General features: G+C 52.1%; 22 protein-coding genes. 13 read left to right on the top strand and 9 right to left on the bottom strand.

All coding sequences use genetic code 11. The features are described 5' to 3' along the window. Window positions 1-3: 3 nt before the first annotated feature. The gene (amiA, locus tag LG381_RS10660) at window positions 4-873 is read right to left on the bottom strand and encodes an N-acetylmuramoyl-L-alanine amidase AmiA (protein ID WP_222680753.1); all 870 of its coding nucleotides are present in this window, start codon (window positions 871-873) and stop codon (window positions 4-6) included. 213 nt (window positions 874-1,086) lie between these two features. Between amiA and LG381_RS10665 the strand changes: the two genes are divergently transcribed. From LG381_RS10665 to yfeX, 4 genes are all read left to right on the top strand, one after another. Next, the gene (locus tag LG381_RS10665) at window positions 1,087-1,512 is read left to right on the top strand and encodes a GNAT family acetyltransferase (protein WP_000406000.1); all 426 of its coding nucleotides are present in this window, start codon (window positions 1,087-1,089) and stop codon (window positions 1,510-1,512) included. Next, window positions 1,499-1,948 (top strand): DUF2919 domain-containing protein, encoded by a 450-nt coding sequence (locus tag LG381_RS10670; protein WP_024212565.1) that lies wholly within the window; start codon window positions 1,499-1,501, stop codon window positions 1,946-1,948. The genes LG381_RS10665 and LG381_RS10670 overlap by 14 nt, the downstream gene beginning before the upstream one ends. A 60-nt stretch (window positions 1,949-2,008) precedes the next feature. Beyond that, on the top strand, window positions 2,009-2,584 hold the full coding sequence (locus LG381_RS10675; RefSeq protein WP_065227367.1) for an RpoE-regulated lipoprotein: 576 nt from the start codon (window positions 2,009-2,011) through the stop codon (window positions 2,582-2,584). Window positions 2,585-2,679: 95 nt separating this feature from the next. Next, window positions 2,680-3,579 carry a porphyrinogen peroxidase gene (yfeX, locus tag LG381_RS10680; RefSeq protein WP_010344616.1) on the top strand — a complete coding sequence of 300 codons (900 nt, stop codon included), beginning with the start codon at window positions 2,680-2,682 and terminating at the stop codon, window positions 3,577-3,579. 146 nt (window positions 3,580-3,725) lie between these two features. Here the strand turns inward: yfeX and murP are convergent, their stop codons facing one another. Further along, window positions 3,726-5,150, bottom strand: coding sequence for a PTS N-acetylmuramic acid transporter subunit IIBC (gene murP / locus LG381_RS10685; RefSeq protein ID WP_001040441.1), 1,425 nt, complete (start codon window positions 5,148-5,150; stop codon window positions 3,726-3,728). Window positions 5,151-5,153: 3 nt separating this feature from the next. Next, a complete protein-coding gene (gene murQ / locus LG381_RS10690; protein WP_001175639.1) occupies window positions 5,154-6,050 on the bottom strand; it encodes an N-acetylmuramic acid 6-phosphate etherase in 897 nt (298 codons plus the stop codon). Window positions 6,051-6,279: 229 nt separating this feature from the next. Here murQ and ucpA point away from each other — a divergent pair, with 229 nt between their 5' ends. The 6 genes from ucpA (at window position 6,280) to cysM (ending at window position 12,232) form a co-directional block, all read left to right on the top strand. Then, window positions 6,280-7,071: an SDR family oxidoreductase UcpA gene (gene ucpA, locus LG381_RS10695; RefSeq protein WP_225762391.1), complete on the top strand. Its 792-nt coding sequence runs from the start codon at window positions 6,280-6,282 to the stop codon at window positions 7,069-7,071. Window positions 7,072-7,374: 303 nt separating this feature from the next. Continuing rightward, window positions 7,375-8,391: a thiosulfate/sulfate ABC transporter substrate-binding protein CysP gene (gene cysP, locus LG381_RS10700; protein ID WP_000290254.1), complete on the top strand. Its 1,017-nt coding sequence runs from the start codon at window positions 7,375-7,377 to the stop codon at window positions 8,389-8,391. Further along, window positions 8,391-9,224, top strand: coding sequence for a sulfate/thiosulfate ABC transporter permease CysT (gene cysT / locus LG381_RS10705; protein ID WP_032225900.1), 834 nt, complete (start codon window positions 8,391-8,393; stop codon window positions 9,222-9,224). Before cysP ends, cysT begins: the two co-directional genes overlap by 1 nt. After that, entirely contained in the window at window positions 9,224-10,099 is an 876-nt protein-coding gene (gene cysW / locus LG381_RS10710) for a sulfate/thiosulfate ABC transporter permease CysW (RefSeq protein WP_225762392.1), read from the top strand. Before cysT ends, cysW begins: the two co-directional genes overlap by 1 nt. Further along, window positions 10,089-11,186, top strand: a complete 1,098-nt coding sequence (cysA, locus tag LG381_RS10715) for a sulfate/thiosulfate ABC transporter ATP-binding protein CysA (RefSeq protein WP_225762393.1) — start codon at window positions 10,089-10,091, stop codon at window positions 11,184-11,186. Before cysW ends, cysA begins: the two co-directional genes overlap by 11 nt. A 134-nt stretch (window positions 11,187-11,320) precedes the next feature. After that, entirely contained in the window at window positions 11,321-12,232 is a 912-nt protein-coding gene (gene cysM / locus LG381_RS10720; protein WP_000105472.1) for a cysteine synthase B, read from the top strand. Between the two features lie 2 nt (window positions 12,233-12,234). Here cysM and LG381_RS10725 read toward each other — a convergent pair whose 3' ends face one another. Beyond that, on the bottom strand, window positions 12,235-12,603 hold the full coding sequence (locus tag LG381_RS10725) for a YfeK family protein (protein ID WP_225762394.1): 369 nt from the start codon (window positions 12,601-12,603) through the stop codon (window positions 12,235-12,237). 103 nt (window positions 12,604-12,706) lie between these two features. Between LG381_RS10725 and pdxK the strand changes: the two genes are divergently transcribed. Beyond that, window positions 12,707-13,558, top strand: coding sequence for a pyridoxine/pyridoxal/pyridoxamine kinase (pdxK, locus tag LG381_RS10730; protein WP_032225896.1), 852 nt, complete (start codon window positions 12,707-12,709; stop codon window positions 13,556-13,558). 41 nt (window positions 13,559-13,599) lie between these two features. On the opposite strand, the gene crr is transcribed toward pdxK, so the two are convergent. The 5 genes from crr to cysZ form a co-directional block, all read right to left on the bottom strand. Then, complete coding sequence (gene crr / locus LG381_RS10735) at window positions 13,600-14,109, bottom strand: PTS glucose transporter subunit IIA (protein ID WP_000522247.1); 510 nt, start codon at window positions 14,107-14,109, stop codon at window positions 13,600-13,602. Between the two features lie 40 nt (window positions 14,110-14,149). Continuing rightward, window positions 14,150-15,877, bottom strand: a complete 1,728-nt coding sequence (gene ptsI / locus LG381_RS10740) for a phosphoenolpyruvate-protein phosphotransferase PtsI (protein ID WP_000623129.1) — start codon at window positions 15,875-15,877, stop codon at window positions 14,150-14,152. Between the two features lie 44 nt (window positions 15,878-15,921). Next, window positions 15,922-16,179, bottom strand: coding sequence for a phosphocarrier protein Hpr (gene ptsH / locus LG381_RS10745; protein WP_000487600.1), 258 nt, complete (start codon window positions 16,177-16,179; stop codon window positions 15,922-15,924). Window positions 16,180-16,562: 383 nt separating this feature from the next. Further along, window positions 16,563-17,534, bottom strand: coding sequence for a cysteine synthase A (gene cysK, locus LG381_RS10750; RefSeq protein ID WP_000034402.1), 972 nt, complete (start codon window positions 17,532-17,534; stop codon window positions 16,563-16,565). Window positions 17,535-17,717: 183 nt separating this feature from the next. Then, window positions 17,718-18,479 carry a sulfate transporter CysZ gene (gene cysZ / locus LG381_RS10755; RefSeq protein WP_000255356.1) on the bottom strand — a complete coding sequence of 254 codons (762 nt, stop codon included), beginning with the start codon at window positions 18,477-18,479 and terminating at the stop codon, window positions 17,718-17,720. A gap of 229 nt (window positions 18,480-18,708) precedes the next feature. Between cysZ and zipA the strand changes: the two genes are divergently transcribed. After that, complete coding sequence (gene zipA, locus LG381_RS10760) at window positions 18,709-19,701, top strand: cell division protein ZipA (protein WP_225762395.1); 993 nt, start codon at window positions 18,709-18,711, stop codon at window positions 19,699-19,701. 70 nt (window positions 19,702-19,771) lie between these two features. Then, on the top strand, window positions 19,772-21,787 hold the full coding sequence (gene ligA / locus LG381_RS10765) for an NAD-dependent DNA ligase LigA (RefSeq protein ID WP_000443720.1): 2,016 nt from the start codon (window positions 19,772-19,774) through the stop codon (window positions 21,785-21,787). Window position 21,788 lies beyond the last annotated feature (1 nt).

Raw genomic sequence — 21,788 nt, forward strand, 5'->3', positions numbered from 1 at the left:
AACTTACCGTTTTTTCGAGTGTGCTTTCTGGTTGTCAAACCAGTGGAAATAACTGATCACGCCTTCAGCAATCGCTGTGGCAATTTTCTGACGAAACGCCGCCGTGCCTAACAGTCGCTCTTCTTCCGGGTTGGTGATAAACGAAGTTTCCACCAGCACTGAAGGAACCGACGGCGATTTCAACACCACAAACGCGGCTTGTTCGGTGTTGCGGCTGTGCAGTTTATGCACCGGCTTAATCTTCTTCAGAATATGCGAGCCAAGCGTCAGGCTGTTTTTAATGGTATCTGTTTGCACCAGATCAAACAGCACTTGCTGCAATAGATGATCTCTGTCAGTCGCTTTTTTCCCGGCGACTTCATCGGCACGGTTTTCGCGTTCCGACAAATATTTTGCCATCGCACTACTTGCGCCACGGTTAGATAGGGCAAAGACTGATGCACCTGCGGCTTTTGGGTTGGTAAAGCCGTCGGCGTGAATTGACATAAACAGATCCGCGCCATGTTTATGGGCGATTTCAACGCGATCGTACAGTGGGATAAACGTATCGCCAGAACGCGTTAAACGCGCATCAATGCCATGATTGCGCAAAATGGAACGGACGTTTTTGGCAATTGCCAGCACCACATGTTTTTCTTTCGATCCATTGCGGCCAATCGCCCCGGTATCAATCCCGCCGTGGCCTGGATCGAGAACAACGACACGTTTGCCGCCGGCTTTTTTGGTTTTCGGCTTACTGTGTCCGTTACTGGTTTTTAAAGGTTCTTCTTTGGCGATGGCTTGCGACATGCCTGACAACGTCAGGGCAGCCAATCCGGCTTTCAGCACCTGGCGGCGCGAAGTGAGTGTTTTTAGTGGTTTAAAAGTGCTCATACGGCCTGAGTTGTAATAATAAAGTTCCAGATGTTATATCGTATCGCGTAATCCGTTACGACCGTTTGCTGTTGAGAATTGTTTTACTTTTCATTTCAATAGTTGACAACTCCCCATTATGCCACTTTTTCAACCGATTTTCGTCAGATATTGGCTAATTCAACCGTTCACGCCATAATCACCCTTTTAACCCGCAAAAAGGTAACGAATACCATGGAGATACGCGTATTTCGCCAGGAAGATTTCGAAGAGGTCATCACCCTTTGGGAGCGTTGCGACTTGCTGCGTCCGTGGAATGATCCGGAAATGGACATCGAGCGCAAGATGAACCATGACGTCAGTTTGTTTCTGGTCGCTGAGGTGAACGGTGAAGTGGTCGGAACGGTGATGGGCGGTTATGACGGGCATCGCGGGTCTGCTTATTATCTTGGCGTGCATCCTGAGTTTCGTGGGCGTGGGATTGCCAATGCGTTGCTTAACCGGCTGGAGAAAAAGCTGATTGCTCGCGGCTGCCCGAAAATTCAGATCAACGTGCCGGAAGATAACGACATGGTGCTCGGAATGTATGAACGCCTGGGATATGAACACGCCGACGTGCTGAGTCTGGGTAAGCGTTTGATTGAAGATGAAGAGTACTGAGTTTCATCCTGTCCATTATGATGCGCACGGACGCCTGCGTTTACCTTTTCTCTTCTGGATTGTGCTTTTGCTACAGGCGCGAACCTGGGTACTGTTTGTGATTGCCGGTGCGTCGCGCGAGCAGGGTACTGCGCTGCTAAATCTGTTTTATCCCGATCACGATAATTTCTGGCTGGGGCTGATTCCTGGCATTCCGGCGGTGCTGGCGTTTTTGTTGAGCGGTCGGCGGGCTACGTTTCCTCGCACCTGGCATGGGCTCTATTTTCTGTTGCTGTTAGCGCAAGTGGTTTTACTTTGCTGGCAACCGTGGCTGTGGCTGAACGGTGAATCCGTTAGCGGTATCGGTCTGGCGCTGGTAGTGGCGGATATTGTGGCGTTAATCTGGCTGCTGACCAATCGACGTTTACGCGCTTGTTTTAATGAAGAAAAAGAATAACGGCACTTTTTGGTGAATTTGCACTCCAAGCAACGTTATTGAATAACCAAAGGAAGTGACATGAAATCGCTGCGTTTAATGTTATGCGCTATGCCGTTGATGCTGGCCGGCTGTTCCACGATGTCGTCAGTTAACTGGTCTGCCGCTAACCCGTGGAACTGGTTTGGTTCGTCCACCAAAGTGAGCGAGCAGGGCGTGGGTGAATTAACGGCGTCCACACCACTGCAAGAACAAGCCATTGCCGATGCGCTTGATGGCGATTATCGCCTGCGCAGCGGAATGAAAACCGCGAACGGCAACGTGGTGCGCTTTTTTGAAGTGATGAAAGGCGACAACGTGGCGATGGTGATTAACGGCGATCAAGGCACGATCAGCCGCATTGATGTGCTGGATAGCGATATTGCTGCTGACACCGGTGTTAAAATCGGTACACCGTTTAGCGACCTTTACAGCAAAGCATTTGGCAATTGCCAAAAGGCCGACAGTGATGATAATCGTGCCGTCGAATGTAAAGCCGAAGGCAGTCAACATATTAGCTACCAGTTCAGCGGTGAGTGGAGTGGTCCTGAAGGGTTAATGCCTTCAGACGATACCCTGAAAAACTGGAAAGTCAGTAAAATTATCTGGCGGCGTTAATTTGCGTCTGAACAAACCGCCGCCGCGAAAAAACACGTAAAATAGCGCCCAACAATGCCACGGATTGCGTGGCATTCTTATTTTCAGGAGGAACAATGTCTCAGGTTCAGAGTGGCATTTTGCCAGAACATTGCCGCGCAGCGATTTGGATTGAAGCCAACGTAAAAGGGGATGTTGATGCCCTGCGTGCGGCCAGTAAAACCTTTGCCGATAAACTGGCAACCTTTGAAGCAAAATTCCCGGACGCGCATCTCGGTGCTGTGGTTGCCTTTGGTAACAACACCTGGCGTGCTCTGAGTGGCGGCGTTGGGGCCGAAGAGCTGAAAGATTTTCCGGGCTACGGTAAAGGTCTTGCGCCGACGACCCAGTTCGATGTGTTGATCCACATTCTTTCTCTGCGTCACGACGTAAACTTCTCTGTCGCTCAGGCGGCGATGGAAGCCTTTGGTGACTGCATTGAGGTGAAAGAAGAGATCCACGGCTTCCGTTGGGTTGAAGAGCGTGACCTGAGCGGCTTTGTTGACGGTACAGAAAACCCGGCGGGTGAAGAGACGCGTCGCGAAGTGGCGGTTATCAAAGACGGCGTGGATGCGGGCGGCAGCTATGTGTTTGTGCAGCGTTGGGAGCACAACCTGAAGCAGCTTAACCGTATGAGTGTTCACGATCAGGAGATGATGATCGGGCGCACCAAAGAAGCCAACGAAGAGATTGACGGCGACGAACGTCCGGAAACCTCTCACCTGACCCGCGTTGATCTGAAAGAAGACGGCAAAGGGCTGAAGATTGTTCGCCAGAGCTTGCCATACGGTACAGCCAGCGGCACGCACGGTCTGTACTTCTGCGCTTACTGCGCACGTCTGCACAACATTGAGCAACAGCTGCTGAGCATGTTTGGCGATACTGATGGCAAACGTGACGCAATGTTACGTTTCACCAAACCGGTCACTGGCGGCTATTACTTCGCACCGTCGCTGGACAAGCTGATGGCGCTGTAAGTTTTACTCACGCACCTGTAGCGTCTTGCCGGAGCGGCGTAAATGCTTTATCCGGCCTGTATGATCGTTAAAATTCAATAAATTGCAGTTAACCTGCAGGCCCGATAAGCGTAGCGTATCGGGCTGTTTTGTTTCTAAGTTACGGCTTAGTCCAGATTGACGTCACGGCAGCCAAAGAGCGTGGTGAAAATGAACCCGCTAATCCATGCCACCAGAATCCCACCTGCATACACAGCCATTGCCGGAAGGATGCCTTGTGCCGAAGTCATCAGCGGCAACGCCACCAGGCCAGACGGCCCAAAGGCACTGTTTAGCCCCATCGGCAGACCCCACCATGCGATAAGACCAATAAACAATCCACCTGCTGCGCCGCCTAAACAAGCGGTAACAAACGGTTTCATGCGCGGCAGGGTGACACCGTAAATCAACGGTTCACCAACGCCCAGCAGACCAGGGATAATCGCCCCGCGCACCTGGCTGCGTAAGGCACTGTGCGGCTGCGCGCGCCAGTAAAGCGCCAGCGCCGCGCCCACCTGACCTGCGCCTGCCATTGAAAGGATCGGGAATAGACTGTTGAAACCCTGGCTGTCCATCAAGGCAAGATAAACGGGAATAAAGCCCTGATGCACGCCGAAGACCACGGCAATCAGGAACAGTCCGGCAAGCACTGCACAGCCAAGTGGATTACTGTTCAGATGCATAAACAGCCAGGACATGCCTTCGAATAACCAGCCTCCCAGCGGCATAATCACCAGATATGCCAGCGTAGCGGTGATCAGCAGAGTGATTAACGAGGTCAGCAGCATGTCGAGATCGTCCGGCATAAATTGACGCACCATACCTTCAATGCGGGCGCAGGCCCAGGCGGCAATCAGTACGCCGATGATATTTCCGCGCGGATCGATAGGCAGGCCGAAGAAATCGTGAAAACCAGCGTAGTAACCGGTGGTCGCGCCTGGGTTATAACCGAGCAAAAACAGTGCGGCGATAATCGCGCCATTTACACCTGTGCCGCCGAAGGCCTGAGCGGCGTTATATCCCACCAGGATCACCAGGAAGGTGAATAAGCCTTTGCTGAATACCTTCATAAAATTCAGCGCATCGGGCAGCGTTCCCTGGGCATCTGCCGGAACGTGCATCACCGTGGCGATTAACGTCGCAATCCCCAGCAGCAGACCGGCGGCAATAAATCCGGGGATTAGCGGCGTAAAGATAGTGGCGAATTTGGCGAGAAATTGCTGCACGCCAGAGGTTTGTCTGGCTTTTAACTGACGTTTGTTCTGAGCGGCGATTTCTGCGGCATCCTGCACTGGTGTTTCACCCAACAACACGCTCATCGCTTTTGCGGCACGATGCGCTTTGCCCGACCCAAATACCACCTGTACTTGATCGCTGGTCAAAATGACACCCTTCACCCCTTCCAGCGTTTTGATATCAGGATCAACCAGTGAACTGTCATGTACACCGAGACGCAGACGCGTCATACAGTGACCACAACTGGCGATATTTCCCGCGCCGCCGACGCGGGTAAGAATGGTGTTCAGAAGCTCACTGCTGATCTCTTTAGCCATAGGTTATTCCTTTTCCAGAGCCTTACGAATAAAACCGCCATGCTGCGCCAGGCGTTTTTTCGCTTCTGCGGCATCGAGATTTTTCAAGACCATTACAATCGCTGTTTTGCAGTGGCGATCGCAGGCAATTAGCGCCGCTTCCGCCTGTTCCGCGCTACATCCGGTCGCGTTTTTGACAATATTGACCTGGCGCACGTGTAGTTTTTCATTGGTGGCGACCACATCGACCATCAGGTTGCCGAACACTTTTCCTGACTTAATCATCAGCCCGGTGGAGAGCATGTTGAGCACCAGTTTCTGCGCCGTACCTGCTTTCATCCGCGAAGAACCGGTAACCACTTCAGCCCCGACGACTGGCGTAATAGCAAACTCTGCGGTTGTTGAAACAGCACTACCGGGATTACAGGAAATGCCCACCGTGCGGCAGCCCAACTGGCGAGCGTATTCCAGCCCGGCAATCACATACGGCGTGCGACCACTGGCAGCAATACCGACAACCACATCCTGCGCCGTTAACGCAATATTTTTCAGATCGTTGACGCCGCCTTCCCGGCTGTCTTCCGCGCCTTCCACCGCGTGCTGAATGGCATATTCGCCGCCAGCAATCAAACCAACCACCAGACCAGGTTTCACGCCGTAGGTTGGGGGGCACTCGCTGGCATCCAGAATCCCCAGCCGACCGGAAGTTCCGGCACCGAGATAAATCAGACGACCGCCACCGCTCACCTGGGCGTGGATGACATCAATCGCCGCTGCGATATCCGGCAGTACTCGCTCAACGGCCAATGGAACGGTTTTATCTTCATCGTTGATAATCCGGCACATTTCCAGCGTCGATACGCGGTCGATTTCAGCCGAGGCGCTGTTCGAACCTTCAGTAATCATTTTTTCAAGTTGCATATACAATCACCTTAAATATTTGCCTTCGAATAATTTCATATGGAGTGAATCATATCTCCCTGCCTGATTATGTACAGCAGGGAATGCATACAATGACAGAGTTGTGGTTATGGGAGATTTTACTTAAGATTTTCCTGAATTTAGATCCACTCCTCAGCATTGATCTGTTATTCAGGTATGGTAGGGACAATAGAGCGTAATGCTCTGTATTCAAAAGGAGAAACTTGAAATGGGTAAACTCACGGGCAAGACAGCACTGATTACGGGCGCATCGCAAGGCATTGGTGAAGGAATTGCCAGAACCTTTGCGCGTCATGGCGCAAACCTAATCTTGCTGGATATCTCCCCTGAGATTGAAAAGCTGGCGGATGAGCTGTGTGGTCGTGGTCATCGCTGTACGGCGGTAATTGCCGATGTACGCGACCCGGTGTCAGTTACGGCAGCGATCAAGCGCGCGAAGGAAAAAGAAGGGCGCATTGATATTCTGGTGAATAACGCAGGTGTTTGCCGTCTGGGTAGTTTTCTTGAAATGAGCGATGACGATCGCGATTTCCATATTGATATCAATATCAAAGGTGTCTGGAACGTCACGAAGGCGGTGCTGCCGGAGATGATTGCCCGCAAAGATGGTCGCATTGTGATGATGTCTTCGGTCACCGGCGATATGGTGGCCGATCCGGGCGAAACAGCGTATGCCTTAACGAAAGCGGCGATTGTGGGGCTGACCAAATCGCTGGCGGTGGAGTATGCACAGTCGGGGATTCGCGTTAATGCAATCTGCCCTGGTTACGTTCGCACGCCAATGGCGGAAAGCATCGCCCGTCAGTCAAATCCGCAAGATCCGGAATTGGTGCTCACCGAAATGGCAAAAGCAATCCCGCTGCGTCGCCTCGCCGATCCGCTGGAAGTCGGCGAACTGGCAGCCTTCCTCGCGTCGGATGAATCCAGCTATTTAACAGGTACACAGAATGTGATCGATGGCGGTAGCACACTACCGGAGACGGTTAGCGTCGGCATCTGATTCACCTCTGTTTCCTCCCTGCATTAGTGGGGAGGATTTCGTCTTGAACTAAGTTCACCAGGCTATTTTATTTGTCATTTTTGCCCCGGGCAGTGCTCGAAATCCTCACGTACTATGTGTACGCTCCGGTTTCTCCGCGCTGTCCGTGTTCAAACTGACTGCAACAATTACGCCTGTTGAACCAAGTTCTTATTCCCTTTTCAACTTCCAAATCACCAAACGGTATATAAAACCGTTACTCCTTTCATGCCCGTTATAAATATGATGGCTATTAGAAAGTCATTAAATATATAAGGGTGCGCAATGGCCGTTAACTTACTGAAAAAGAACTCTCTCGCGCTGGTCGCTTCGCTGCTGCTGGCTGGCCACGTGCAGGCAACGGAACTGCTTAACAGTTCTTATGACGTCTCCCGCGAGCTGTTTGCAGCCCTGAATACCCCGTTTGAACAGCAGTGGGCAAAAGATAACGGCGGCGACAAACTGACGATAAAACAATCTCATGCCGGGTCATCAAAACAGGCGCTGGCGATTTTGCAGGGCTTAAAAGCCGACGTTGTTACTTATAACCAGGTGACCGACGTACAAATCCTGCACGACAAAGGCAAGCTGATCCCGGCGGACTGGCAGTCGCGCCTGCCGAACAACAGCTCGCCGTTCTACTCCACCATGGGCTTCCTGGTGCGTAAGGGCAACCCGAAGAATATCCACGACTGGAACGATTTGGTTCGCTCCGACGTGAAGCTGATTTTCCCGAACCCGAAAACGTCCGGTAACGCGCGCTACACCTATTTAGCCGCGTGGGGCGCAGCGGATAAAGCCGACGGTGGCGATAAAGCCAAAACCGAACAGTTTATGACCCAGTTCCTGAAAAACGTCGAAGTGTTCGATACCGGCGGTCGTGGCGCAACCACCACTTTTGCCGAGCGCGGTTTGGGCGATGTGCTGATCAGCTTCGAATCGGAAGTGAACAACATCCGTAAACAGTATGAAGCGCAGGGCTTCGAAGTGGTGATTCCAAAAACCAACATTCTGGCGGAGTTCCCGGTGGCGTGGGTGGATAAAAACGTGCAGGCCAACGGTACGGAAAAAGCCGCCAAAGCTTACCTGAACTGGCTCTACAGCCCGCAGGCGCAAACCATCATCACCGACTATTACTACCGCGTAAATAACCCGGAAGTTATGGACAAACTGAAAGATAAATTCCCGCAGACCGAGCTGTTCCGCGTGGAAGACAAATTTGGCTCCTGGCCGGAAGTGATGAAAACTCACTTCACCAGCGGCGGCGAGTTAGACAAGCTGTTAGCGGCGGGGCGTAGCTGATGTTTGCCGTCGCTTCCAGACGTGTGCTGCCGGGCTTTACCTTAAGCCTCGGCACCAGTCTGCTGTTTGTGTGCCTGATTTTGTTACTGCCGCTTTCCGCACTGGTGATGCAGCTCTCTGAGATGAGCTGGGCGCAGTACTGGGAGGTGATCACCAACCCGCAGGTGGTGGCGGCCTATAAAGTGACGTTGCTGTCGGCGTTTGTGGCATCGATTTTTAACGGCGTTTTCGGTCTGCTGATGGCATGGATCCTAACCCGTTATCGCTTTCCGGGGCGCACTCTGCTTGATGCGCTGATGGATTTGCCGTTTGCATTGCCGACGGCGGTAGCAGGTTTAACGCTGGCTTCGCTGTTTTCGGTCAACGGTTTTTACGGTGAATGGCTGGCGAAGTTTGATATCAAAGTCACCTACACCTGGCTGGGGATTGCGGTGGCAATGGCCTTTACCAGTATTCCGTTTGTGGTGCGTACCGTGCAGCCGGTGCTTGAAGAGTTAGGCCCGGAATATGAAGAAGCGGCGGAAACGCTCGGAGCAACGCGCTGGCAGAGTTTCTGCAAAGTGGTGCTGCCGGAGCTTTCCCCTGCGCTGGTGGCGGGTGTGGCGCTGTCGTTCACCCGTAGCCTCGGTGAGTTTGGCGCAGTGATTTTTATCGCCGGGAACATCGCATGGAAAACCGAAGTCACATCGCTGATGATTTTTGTGCGGTTACAGGAATTTGATTACCCGGCGGCGAGCGCGATCGCTTCGGTGATCCTCGCGGCATCACTGCTGCTGCTGTTCTCTATTAACACTCTGCAAAGTCGCTTTGGTCGGCGTGTGGTAGGTCATTAATGGCGGAAGTTACCCAATTGAAGCGTTATGACGCGCGCCCGATTAACTGGGGCAAATGGTTTCTGATTGGCACCGGGATGCTGGTTTCGGCGTTCATCCTGCTGGTGCCAATGATTTACATCTTCGTGCAGGCATTCAGCAAAGGGCTGATACCGGTTTTACAGAATCTGGCCGACCCGGACATGCTGCACGCCATCTGGCTGACGGTGATGATCGCCCTGATTGCCGTACCGGTAAACCTGGTATTCGGCATTCTGCTGGCCTGGCTGGTGACGCGTTTTGATTTTCCGGGACGTCAGTTGCTGCTGACGCTGCTGGACATCCCGTTTGCCGTATCGCCGGTGGTTGCCGGTCTGGTCTATCTGCTGTTTTACGGCTCGAATGGCCCGCTGGGCGGTTGGCTCGACGAGCATAACCTACAAATTATGTTCTCTTGGCCGGGGATGGTGCTGGTCACCATCTTCGTGACATGCCCGTTTGTGGTGCGCGAGCTGGTGCCGGTGATGTTGAGCCAGGGCAGCCAGGAAGACGAAGCGGCGATTTTGCTTGGTGCATCTGGCTGGCAGATGTTCCGCCGCGTCACGCTGCCGAATATTCGCTGGGCGCTGCTTTACGGCGTGGTGCTGACCAACGCCCGCGCAATTGGCGAGTTTGGCGCGGTATCGGTGGTTTCCGGCTCGATTCGCGGCGAAACCCTGTCGCTGCCGTTACAAATTGAATTGCTGGAGCAGGACTACAACACTGTCGGCTCCTTTACCGCTGCGGCGTTATTGACGCTGATGGCGATTATCACCCTGTTTTTGAAGAGTATGTTGCAATGGCGCCTGGAGAATCAGGAAAAACGCGCGCAGCAGGAGGAACATCATGAGCATTGAGATTGCCAGGATTAAGAAGTCTTTTGGTCGCACCCAGGTGCTGAACGATATCTCACTGGATATTCCTTCAGGCCAGATGGTCGCGCTGCTGGGGCCGTCCGGTTCCGGGAAAACCACGCTGCTGCGTATTATTGCCGGGCTGGAACATCAAACCAGCGGACATATTCGCTTCAACGGCACTGACGTCAGCCGCCTGCACGCGCGCGACCGTAAAGTCGGTTTCGTGTTCCAGCATTACGCGTTGTTCCGCCATATGACGGTATTCGACAATATCGCTTTTGGCCTGACGGTGCTGCCGCGTCGCGAGCGGCCAAATGCCGCAGCCATCAAAGCGAAAGTGACAAAATTGCTGGAGATGGTGCAGCTTGCTCATCTGGCGGATCGTTATCCGGCACAGCTTTCGGGCGGTCAGAAACAGCGTGTGGCGCTGGCGCGCGCCCTTGCTGTTGAACCGCAAATTCTGCTGCTCGATGAACCGTTCGGCGCACTGGATGCGCAGGTGCGTAAAGAGCTGCGTCGTTGGTTGCGTCAACTGCATGAAGAACTGAAATTCACCAGCGTCTTCGTGACCCACGACCAGGAAGAAGCGATGGAAGTCGCTAACCGCGTGGTGGTGATGAGCCAGGGCAATATTGAACAGGCTGACGCGCCGGATCAAGTATGGCGCGAACCGGCGACCCGTTTTGTGCTGGAATTTATGGGCGAAGTAAACCGTCTGCGTGGCACCATTCGCGGCGGGCAGTTCCATGTTGGCGCACATCGCTGGCCGCTGGGATATACGCCTGCCTATCAGGGGCCGGTGGATCTCTTCCTGCGTCCGTGGGAAGTGGATATCAGCCGCCGCACCAGCCTGGATTCGCCGCTGCCGGTTCAGGTGCTGGAAGCCAGCCCGAAAGGCCACTACACCCAATTAGTGGTGCAGCCGCTGGGATGGTATGACGACCCGCTAACCGTGGTGATGCGCGGGGATGACGCGCCAGTACGCGGCGATCGCCTGTTTGTTGGGCTGCAACATGCGCGGCTGTATAACGGTGACGAGCGTATCGAAACCCGCGATGAGGAACTTGCTCTCGCACAAAGCGCCTGATAGGTTGAGTGAATGTTAAACGCCCGGAGGCGCTTCCCGCGATCCGGGCTTTTTAATGGCAAGGTTTTGTAACCTGTAGACCTGATAAGACGCACAAGCCTCGCATCAGGCAACACCATGTATGGACAGAGATCGTGAGTACATTAGAACAAACAATAGGCAATACGCCTCTGGTGAAGTTACAGCGAATGGGGCCGGATAACGGCAGTGAAGTCTGGTTAAAACTGGAAGGTAATAACCCGGCAGGCTCGGTGAAAGATCGTGCGGCGCTATCGATGATTGTTGAGGCGGAAAAACGCGGTGAGATTAAACCGGGCGATGTGTTGATTGAAGCCACCAGCGGTAACACCGGCATTGCGCTGGCAATGATTGCCGCGCTTAAAGGCTATCGCATGAAATTGCTGATGCCCGACAACATGAGCCAGGAACGCCGTGCGGCGATGCGTGCCTATGGTGCGGAGCTGATTCTGGTGACCAAAGAACAAGGCATGGAAGGCGCGCGCGATCTGGCGCTGGAAATGGCGAACCGGGGCGAAGGCAAGTTGCTCGATCAGTTCAACAACCCCGATAACCCTTATGCACATTACACCACCACCGGGCCGGAAATTTGGCAGCAGACCGGTGGGCGCATTACCCATTTTGTCTCCAGTATGGGGACGACCGGCACCATTACCGGCGTGTCACGGTTTATGCGCGAGCAATCCAAACCGGTGACCATTGTTGGCCTGCAGCCAGAAGAGGGCAGCAGCATTCCGGGGATTCGCCGCTGGCCAGCGGAATATCTGCCGGGGATTTTCAACGCCTCGCTGGTGGATGAGGTGCTGGATATTCATCAGCGCGATGCGGAAAACACCATGCGCGAACTGGCGGTGCGGGAAGGTATTTTCTGCGGCGTTAGTTCTGGCGGCGCGGTTGCTGGTGCGCTGCGCGTGGCAAAAGCTAACGCTGGCGCGGTAGTGGTGGCGATCATCTGCGATCGCGGCGATCGCTACCTTTCCACCGGCGTATTTGGCGAAGAACACTTTAGCCAGGGGGCGGGGATTTGAGTTTATTGCGCAGGCACTGTTTTATCCGTCCGGGCAATTAACGTATGTAAAAAAGGTTGCGCGTTTTCATCGCTCTTACCAGGGATCTTCACAATGTAAGGCTTTCCGGTAATCGATGATGACGAGGCAACCTTATCAATAAATTGCTCGGCAGTATCAATGCGATTACGGATATTGCCCAGCTTCAGACGCAGGTGGGAAACCGCTTCATCACAGGTGTGTTCATCGCCGTTGCGTACAAATATCAAATCCTTTTTCTGTGCTAATGCATCCAACATGGCGTTGATGCGGGCTTCTTCATAGGCTGTTAACTTCGCGTAAGCGGGAAGTGCCATTAACAGCGTAATGACCAGACAAATGATTTTCTTCACTGAATTACCTTATCCTTGTTTTGTGATAGCCGATTTGACTGCCAGAATCAGGTAAAGTTTCGGTTGGAATACGATGGGGATCATCGGCAAGGAGAAAAACTAAATGAGTAGTTTGTTGTTGTTTAACGATAAGAGCAGGGCGCTGCAGGCGGATATCGTCGCCGTGCAGTCGCAGGTCGTGTACGGCAGCGTAGGTAACAGCATTGCCGTGCCTGCGATTAAACAGAACGGCCTGAAGGTCTTTTCCGTGCCGACCGTGTTGCTGAGCAATACGCCGCATTACGATACGTTCTACGGTGGTGCGATTCCGGACGAGTGGTTTAGCGGCTATTTGCGTGCGCTACAGGAGCGTGATGCGCTGCGCCAACTTCGCGCTGTTACCACGGGCTATATGGGGACGGCATCGCAAATCAAAATCCTTGCCGAATGGCTGACAGCCTTACGCGAAGAGCATCCTGACTTGCTGATTATGGTTGATCCGGTGATTGGCGATATTGATAGCGGTATTTACGTCAAAGCTGATCTTCCCGATGCGTATCGGCAATATTTACTGCCGCTGGCGCAGGGGATTACGCCAAATATCTTTGAGCTGGAAATATTGACCGGTAAAAACTGCCGCGACCTCGACAGCGCCATTGCTGCTGCAAAAAGCCTGCTTTCAGAGACATTAAAATGGGTGGTTGTTACCAGCGCCTCCGGCAATGAAGAACATCAGGAGATGCAGGTGGTGGTGGTCAGTGCCGATAGCGTGAATGTCATTTCCCATTCACGGGTAAAAACCGACCTGAAAGGTACTGGCGATCTGTTTTGCGCCCAGCTTATTAGTGGGTTACTGAAAGGGAAGGCGTTAACCGACGCAGTACACAGCGCGGGCTTACGTGTGCTGGAGGTAATGCGTTATACCCAGCAACATGAGAGCGATGAATTGATTTTGCCGCCGCTGTTAGAAGCATAAAAAAATGGCGCCGATGGCGCCATTTTTCATTGCGGCAAGAATTACTTCTTGATGCGGATAACCGGGGTTTCACCCACAGTCACGCTACCGGACAGTTTGATCAGTTCTTTGATTTCGTCCATGTTGGAGATAACAACCGGAGTCAGGGTAGACTTGGCTTTCTCTTCCAGCAGCGGCAGATCGAATTCAATAACCGTATCGCCAACTTTCACGCGCTGACCTTCTTCAGCAATACGCTTGAAGCCTTCGCCTTTCAGTTCAACGGTGTCGATACCGAAGTGGACGAACAGCTCAACGCCGCTATCGGATTCGATAGAGAACGCGTGGTTGGTTTCAAAGATTTTACCAATGGTGCCGTCAACCGGAGCGACCATTTTGTTACCAGTTGGTTTGATAGCAATGCCATCACCAACGATTTTTTCCGCAAAAACGACATCCGGCACGTCTTCGATATTGACGATCTCGCCAGAGAGCGGAGCAATGATCTCAATAGTTCCGGTATCCTTTTTGTCATCGGAAACCAGAGATTTCAGTTTATCGAACAAACCCATGATCTTCTCCTAAGCAGTAAATTGGGCCGCATCTCGTGGATTAGCAGATTGTTTTTTCTTCAATGAACTTGTTAACCAGCGTCATTAACTCGTCCGTTGTCGGTTGAGCAAGAGCCTGCTCTGCTAACACCTTCGCATCTTCGAAGTTCGTGTTACGGATAATCTTCTTAATGCGCGGGATAGAAATGGCGCTCATAGAGAATTCGTCCAGACCCATCCCCAGCAACAGAAGTGTAGCACGTTCATCGCCAGCAAGCTCACCACACATGCCAGTCCATTTGCCTTCAGCATGAGAAGCATCAATAACTTGCTTGATCAAGTTCAGCACGGACGGTGACATTGGCTGGTAAAGGTGTGAAATCATATCATTACCACGGTCAACTGCCAGAGTGTACTGCGTTAAATCATTGGTGCCGATACTAAAGAAATCAACTTCTTTGGCTAAATGACGCGCAATTGTTGCGGCAGCCGGTGTTTCCACCATTACGCCAATTTCAATTGATTCGTCAAACGCTTTACCTTCGTCGCGCAGTTCCTGCTTGTAGATTTCGATCTCTTTGCGCAGAGCGCGTACTTCTTCGACAGAGATGATCATCGGGAACATGATGCGCAATTTACCGAAAGCCGAGGCACGCAGGATAGCGCGGAGCTGATCGCGCAGGATCTCTTTACGATCCATCGCGATACGGATAGCACGCCAGCCGAGGAACGGGTTCTCTTCTTTCGGGAAGTTCATGTACGGCAGCTCTTTGTCGCCGCCAATGTCCATGGTACGAACGATAACAGCCTGCGAACCACACGCTTCAGCCACTGCTTTATAGGCAGCAAACTGTTCTTCTTCTGTTGGCAGCGCGTCGCGGTCCATGAACAAGAATTCGGTACGATACAGACCAACGCCTTCAGCGCCGTTACGTTCTGCACCTTCAACATCACGAACAGTACCGATGTTAGCGCACACTTCTACCTGGTGACCGTCCAGCGTAATAGCCGGGAGATCTTTCAGTTTAGCAAGCTCTGCTTTTTCAGAAGCAACTTGCTCCTGAACAGCGCGCAATTTATCGATAACTTCGTTGGTTGGATTGACGTAAACCTGATTATTTACGGCATCCAGAATCAGATAGTCGTCATTTTTCACCTGCGAAGTGACGCTACCAGTACCCACGATGGCCGGCAGCTCCAGAGAACGCGCCATAATAGAAGTGTGGGAAGTACGGCCACCCGCGTCGGTGATGAAACCCAGCACCTTCTTCAGGTTCAACTGTGCGGTTTCGGACGGTGTCAGGTCAGCGGCAACCAGAATGACTTCATCCTGAATGGCGCTCAGATCGATAATCTTCAGACCCAGGATGTTGCGCAGCAGGCGCTTACCGATATCACGCACGTCAGCCGCACGCTCTTTCAGGTATTCATCATCCAGTTCTTCCAGGGCAGAAGCCTGACCTTCAATAACTTCATGAGCAGCTGCGTCAGCCGTCATGTGCTTATCTTTAATCAGGGCTATGATTTCCTGCTCCAGCTCCTCATCTTCGAGCAGCATAATATGCCCTTCAAAGATGGCTTCTTTTTCTTCACCGAACGTTTCACCAGCTTTCGTTTTGATCGTTTCCAGCTGGGCTGATGCCTTGGCACGACCGCTCAGAAAACGTTCAACTTCCTGATCAACCTGGTCGGCAGAAATTTTTTTCCGGTCAATGACGATTTCGTCTTCTTTCAGAAGCAGAGCTTTACCGAAAGCAATACCCGGGGATGCTAAAATGCCTGAAATCATAACCCTACCTTACTTGTGACTGATTTTTAAAAGAACCCGGGAAATTACTCGAGTTCCGCCATCAGTTTAACCAGATGTTCAACCGCTTTCTGCTCGTCTTCGCCTTCAGCGGAGATAGTCACAACGGTCCCTTGAGTCAGGCCCAGAGTCTGCAGTTTAAACAGGCTTTTCGCGCTGGCGCTTTTGCCGTTGGAAGTCACAGTAATTTCAGAAGTGAAGCCCTTAGCTTCTTTTACAAACTGGGCAGCAGGGCGGGTGTGCAGACCGTTCGGAGCGGTAATGGTAACTTCTTGCTGGAACATTGTATTTCCCCAACTTATAGGTTTAGTGTTGTGGAACTAAAGTCTAGCCTGGCGGTTTGACTTTAGCCTGTATTGTTAGCGCCAGTTTTTAACAGACGCGACGCACGAAGTGTTCTGTACAGTCCATTGCTGGCGGATATCGACCGCTGACGTTTCGTTCATCATTAAACATTATGCCGCTAAAGGAAGAATTGAACCAAATCATAAAATCGATTCAGCTAAGGCTTTTCCTGTAACGATTAATTTCGCGCATCAAAATAATTAGTCAGGTTAAATACCAGTTCCGACAGGCTGAATCAATGCCAGGAGAGGCTAAAATTTGAAGTAGGCCACAAAAAAGCACCTGAAAAGGTGCTTTTTTACGCATTTTTAACAACCTGGCATTACTGTTGCAATTCTTTTTCGGTAAAGAGATCGGCAAATAATGCGGTGCTTAAATAACGCTCACCCGATGATGGCAGAATAACCACAATATTCTTATTGGTAAAGCTTTCATCTTCTTGTAGTTTCAACGCCGCAGCAACCGCCGCGCCGGAAGAGATTCCGGCAAGAATGCCTTCTTCTTCCATTAAACGACGTGCAGTAGAGATAGCTTCTTCATTGGTGATGCCAATAACTTTATCGACCAGTTTGAGATCAAGGTTCGCCGGGATAAAGCCAGCGCCGATGCCCTGGATTTTATGCGGGCCGGGTTTGATTTCTTCACCTGCCAGCGCCTGGGCGATGACGGGAGAATCGGTTGGCTCAACGGCAACAGAGATGAGGTCAGTCTTGCCTTTGGTGCCTTTAATGTAGCGGCTGACGCCGGTCAGCGTACCGCCAGTACCGACACCCGCAATAAATACATCAACCTGACCGTCGGTATCTTCCCAGATCTCCGGACCGGTGGTTTTTTCATGAATTTCCGGATTCGCCGGGTTGCTGAATTGTTGTAGCAGCAGGTATTTCTCTGGGTTACTGGCGACAATTTCTTCTGCTTTTTGAATCGCGCCTTTCATGCCTTTCGCGCCTTCAGTCAGTACCAGGTTTGCGCCCAGGGCTTTCAGCAGTTTGCGGCGTTCAATACTCATTGTCTCTGGCATGGTCAGAGTGAGTTTATAACCGCGAGCGGCTGCCACATAAGCCAGAGCAATACCAGTGTTGCCGCTGGTGGGTTCAACCAGTTCAACGCCGGGTTTCAGCACGCCGCGTTTTTCGGCATCCCAAATCATATTGGCACCGATACGGCACTTAACGCTGAAGCTGGGGTTACGAGATTCCACCTTCGCCAGAATACGTCCGTTACCGATGCGATTCAGGCGAACCAGCGGTGTGTGACCGATAGTCAGCGAGTTATCTTCAAAAATCTTACTCATGGCCTGTCCTTAACTGTATGAAATTGGGATACAACAGGTAGCATACCCGCTCAGAGAATATGCGGAAGTAAGGATTTAGCATATCTATATGCAGAAGGGAAATAATGACTTGCAAGATGGAATAAGGGTGGCATAAGCCACCCTTGTTTCATACAAATAGTTTACAAAACAACCGGAAGATTGTTACCGCCATAGTGCATGTTTAGCGCGATAGCAATCGACCCACATTGCTGTCGCGCCACAGACGGCCACCGGCATGATGAACAGGTTGAGCACCGGGATCATCGTGAACAGACTCGTTAATGCGCCAAACTGCATGTTAGTGATTTTGCGCGTGCGCAGGGCAGTGCGCATTTCTTTGAACGGCACTTTGTGGTTGTCGAACGGATAGTCGCAGTACTGAATGGCTAACATCCAGGCGCTGAACAGGAACCACAACACTGGCGCGACGGTTTGCCCGATGCCTGGGATAAAGTAGAGGATCAGCAATACGATGGCGCGTGGCAAATACCACGCAAATTTTTGCCATTCGCGTTTCATAATTCGCGGCACATCTTTCATGATACCCAAAATTCCGGTATCCGGCGGCGTAGCGCCTGTCAGCCTTGCTTCCAGTTGTTCAGCCAATAAACCGTTAAATGGCGCGGCAATCCAGTTCGCAATAGTTGAGAAAAAATAGCCAAAAATCAGCAGCACGGAGAGAACCGCGACAGGCCACAGCAAATAGCTTAACCATTGCAGCCAGTCAGGCACGTGGCTCATTAATGATGGGATCCAGACATCCAGTTGGGTAAAGAGCCACCAGAATGCACTTCCCATCAACAAAATATTGACCAACAGAGGTAAAATGACAAAACGCCGAATCCCGGGTTGCGAGACGAGCTTCCAGCCTTGCGCAAAATAGTAAAAACCGCTGCGTGGGGAAGATGTGTATGTTGAAACCATAATCAGGAGATGCTCCTTTTGACCAATCCCAGGAAAATTCTGCGTATTTTACCGGGTAATTGCGCAATGGACAGTTAGGATATGTTCGAAAAAACAGCAAAAAGCACGATTTCATCTATCTTTGTGCTGTGAAAGTTAAGAGTGCACTTGCACTCGAGGTAATCGGCAAATACTCTTAGTGAGTAAATGTTTGCCGTGGTGGCAAGGTGTTAGAACAACAGAGAATATAATGATGCAGGATTTGCGTCTGATATTAATCATTGTTGGCGCGATCGCCATAATCGCTTTACTGGTACATGGTTTCTGGACCAGCCGTAAAGAACGATCTTCTATGTTCCGCGATCGGCCATTAAAACGAATGAAGTCAAAACGTGACGACGATTCTTATGATGAGGATGTCGAAGATGATGAGGGCGTTGGTGAGGTTCGTGTTCACCGCGTAAATCATGCCCCGGCTAAAGCCCAGGAGCATGAGGCTGCTCGTCCGTCGCCGCAACACCAGTACCAACCGCCTTATGCGTCTGCGCAGCCGCGTCAACCGGTTCAGCAGCCGCCTGAAGTGCAGGTATCGCCGCAACATGCTCCGCATTCAGCGCAGCCGATTCAGCAACCGCAGCCGGTTCAGCAGCCGACCTACCAGCCGCAGCCTGAACAGCAGGTTGCTTCGCAAGTACCGCCAGCTCCGCAACCGACGCAGCCAGCGCCCCAACCAGCGCAGCAGGCTTTCCAGGTTGCGGAACCCGTAGCGGCACCGCAGCCTGAACCTGTAAATGAACCGGCACCTGTCATGGATAAGCCGAAGCGTAAAGAAGCGGTGATCATTATGAACGTCGCGGCGCATCACGGTAGCGAGCTGAATTGTGAACTGCTTCTTAACAGCATTCAGCAGGCGGGCTTTATCTTTGGCGATATGAATATTTACCATCGTCATCTCAGCCCGGACGGCAGTGGCCCTGCGTTATTCAGCCTGGCGAATATGGTGAAACCGGGAACATTCGATCCTGAAATGAAGGATTTCACCACTCCTGGCGTCACTATCTTTATGCAGGTTCCGTCTTATGGTGATGAACTGCAAAACTTCAAGCTGATGCTGCAATCTGCGCAGCATATCGCTGATGAAGTCGGTGGCGTAGTTCTTGACGATCAGCGCCGTATGATGACTCCGCAGAAACTGCGCGAGTATCAGGACATCATCCGCGAAGTGAAAGACGCTAACGTCTGATACACTTAAGGCAAATTAACTCTTCTTCGAACCCCCGCTTGTCGGGGGTTTTTAGCATTGATGGTGCGATATGGAATCAATCGAAAGACAACTCACAGAACTGCGAACGACGCTTCGCCATCATGAATATCTTTATCATGTGATGGATGCGCCGGAAATTCCCGACGCTGAATACGACAGGCTGATGCGTGAGCTGCGCGAGCTGGAAGCAAAACATCCGGAACTCATTACCCCGGATTCACCAACCCAGCGCGTAGGTGCAGCGCCGCTGGCAGCCTTCAGCCAGATCCGTCATGAAGTACCGATGCTGTCGCTGGACAACGTTTTTGATGAAGAGAGTTTTCTCGCTTTCAACAAACGCGTACTGGATCGTCTGAAAAGTAACGAAAAAGTCACCTGGTGCTGTGAGCTGAAGCTTGATGGCCTTGCCGTCAGCATTCTGTATGAGAATGGCGTTCTGGTCAGTGCGGCGACCCGTGGTGATGGCACCACCGGCGAAGACATCACCTCTAACGTCCGTACTATTCGCGCGATTCCGCTGAAATTGCATGGTGAGAATATCCCGGCGCGCCTGGAAGTGCGTGGTGAAGTATTCCTGCCACAAGCAGGGTTCGAAAAGATCAACGAAGAGGCGCGACGCACGGGCGGGAAAGTATTTGCTAACCCACGTAATGCTGCGGCAGGTTCGCTGCGTCAGCTTGATCCGCGTATCACGGCGAAGCGACCGCTCACGTTCTTCTGCTACGGCGTTGGTGTGCTGGAAGGCGGCGAGCTGCCGGACACCCATCTTGGTCGTTTAATGCAATTTAAAAAGTGGGGATTACCGGTCAGCGATCGTGTCACGTTATGTGAATCGGCAGAAGAGGTGCTGGCGTTTTACCACAAAGTGGAAGAAGACCGTCCGACGCTGGGCTTTGATATCGACGGCGTGGTGATTAAAGTCAACTCACTGGCGCAGCAGGAACAGCTTGGGTTTGTTTCACGTGCCCCGCGCTGGGCAGTGGCGTTTAAATTCCCGGCGCAGGAACAGATGACTTTCGTGCGCGACGTTGAGTTTCAGGTTGGACGTACCGGCGCTATTACGCCCGTTGCGCGTCTGGAACCTGTACATGTTGCAGGCGTGCTGGTGAGCAATGCTACCTTACACAATGCCGATGAAATCGAACGTCTTGGTTTACGTATTGGCGATAAGGTGGTGATCCGCCGCGCTGGCGATGTGATCCCGCAGGTGGTTAACGTCGTGCTTTCTGAACGCCCGGAAGATACCCGTGCCGTAGAGTTCCCGACACATTGTCCGGTATGTGGTTCTGATGTTGAACGTGTGGAAGGAGAAGCAGTCGCCCGCTGTACCGGTGGCCTGATTTGCGGCGCTCAGCGTAAAGAGTCACTGAAACATTTTGTTTCCCGTCGGGCGATGGACGTTGACGGTATGGGTGACAAAATCATCGACCAGCTTGTCGAAAAAGAGTACGTCCACACACCTGCTGACCTGTTTAAACTCACCGCAGGCAAACTGACCGGACTGGAGAGAATGGGGCCGAAATCAGCGCAAAACGTGGTTAACGCGCTGGAAAAAGCGAAAGAAACCACCTTTGCTCGCTTCCTTTATGCGCTTGGCATTCGCGAAGTCGGCGAGGCCACTGCAGCAGGTCTGGCAGCATATTTCGGCACGCTGGACGCACTGGAAGCAGCCTCGATTGAAGAGCTGCAAAAAGTGCCCGATGTCGGAATTGTCGTCGCATCCCATGTTCACAACTTCTTTGCCGAAGACAGTAACCGCAATGTCATCAGCGAGCTGTTGGCGGAAGGTGTTCACTGGCCTGCGCCGGTGGTGATTAACGCGGAAGAGATCGACAGCCCGTTTGCCGGTAAAACCGTGGTGCTCACCGGTAGCTTAAGTCAGATGTCGCGTGATGATGCTAAAGCTCGCCTGGTCGAACTGGGCGCGAAAGTCGCGGGCAGCGTTTCGAAGAAAACCGATCTGGTGATCGCCGGAGAAGCCGCAGGTTCTAAACTGGCGAAAGCGCAGGAATTGGGCATTGAAGTGATCGACGAAGCAGAGATGCTACGTTTGCTGGGTAACTGAG

It is taken from the genome of Escherichia sp. Marseille-Q3837 (assembly GCF_916618735.1).
Classification (GTDB): Bacteria; Pseudomonadota; Gammaproteobacteria; order Enterobacterales; family Enterobacteriaceae; genus Escherichia; species Escherichia ruysiae.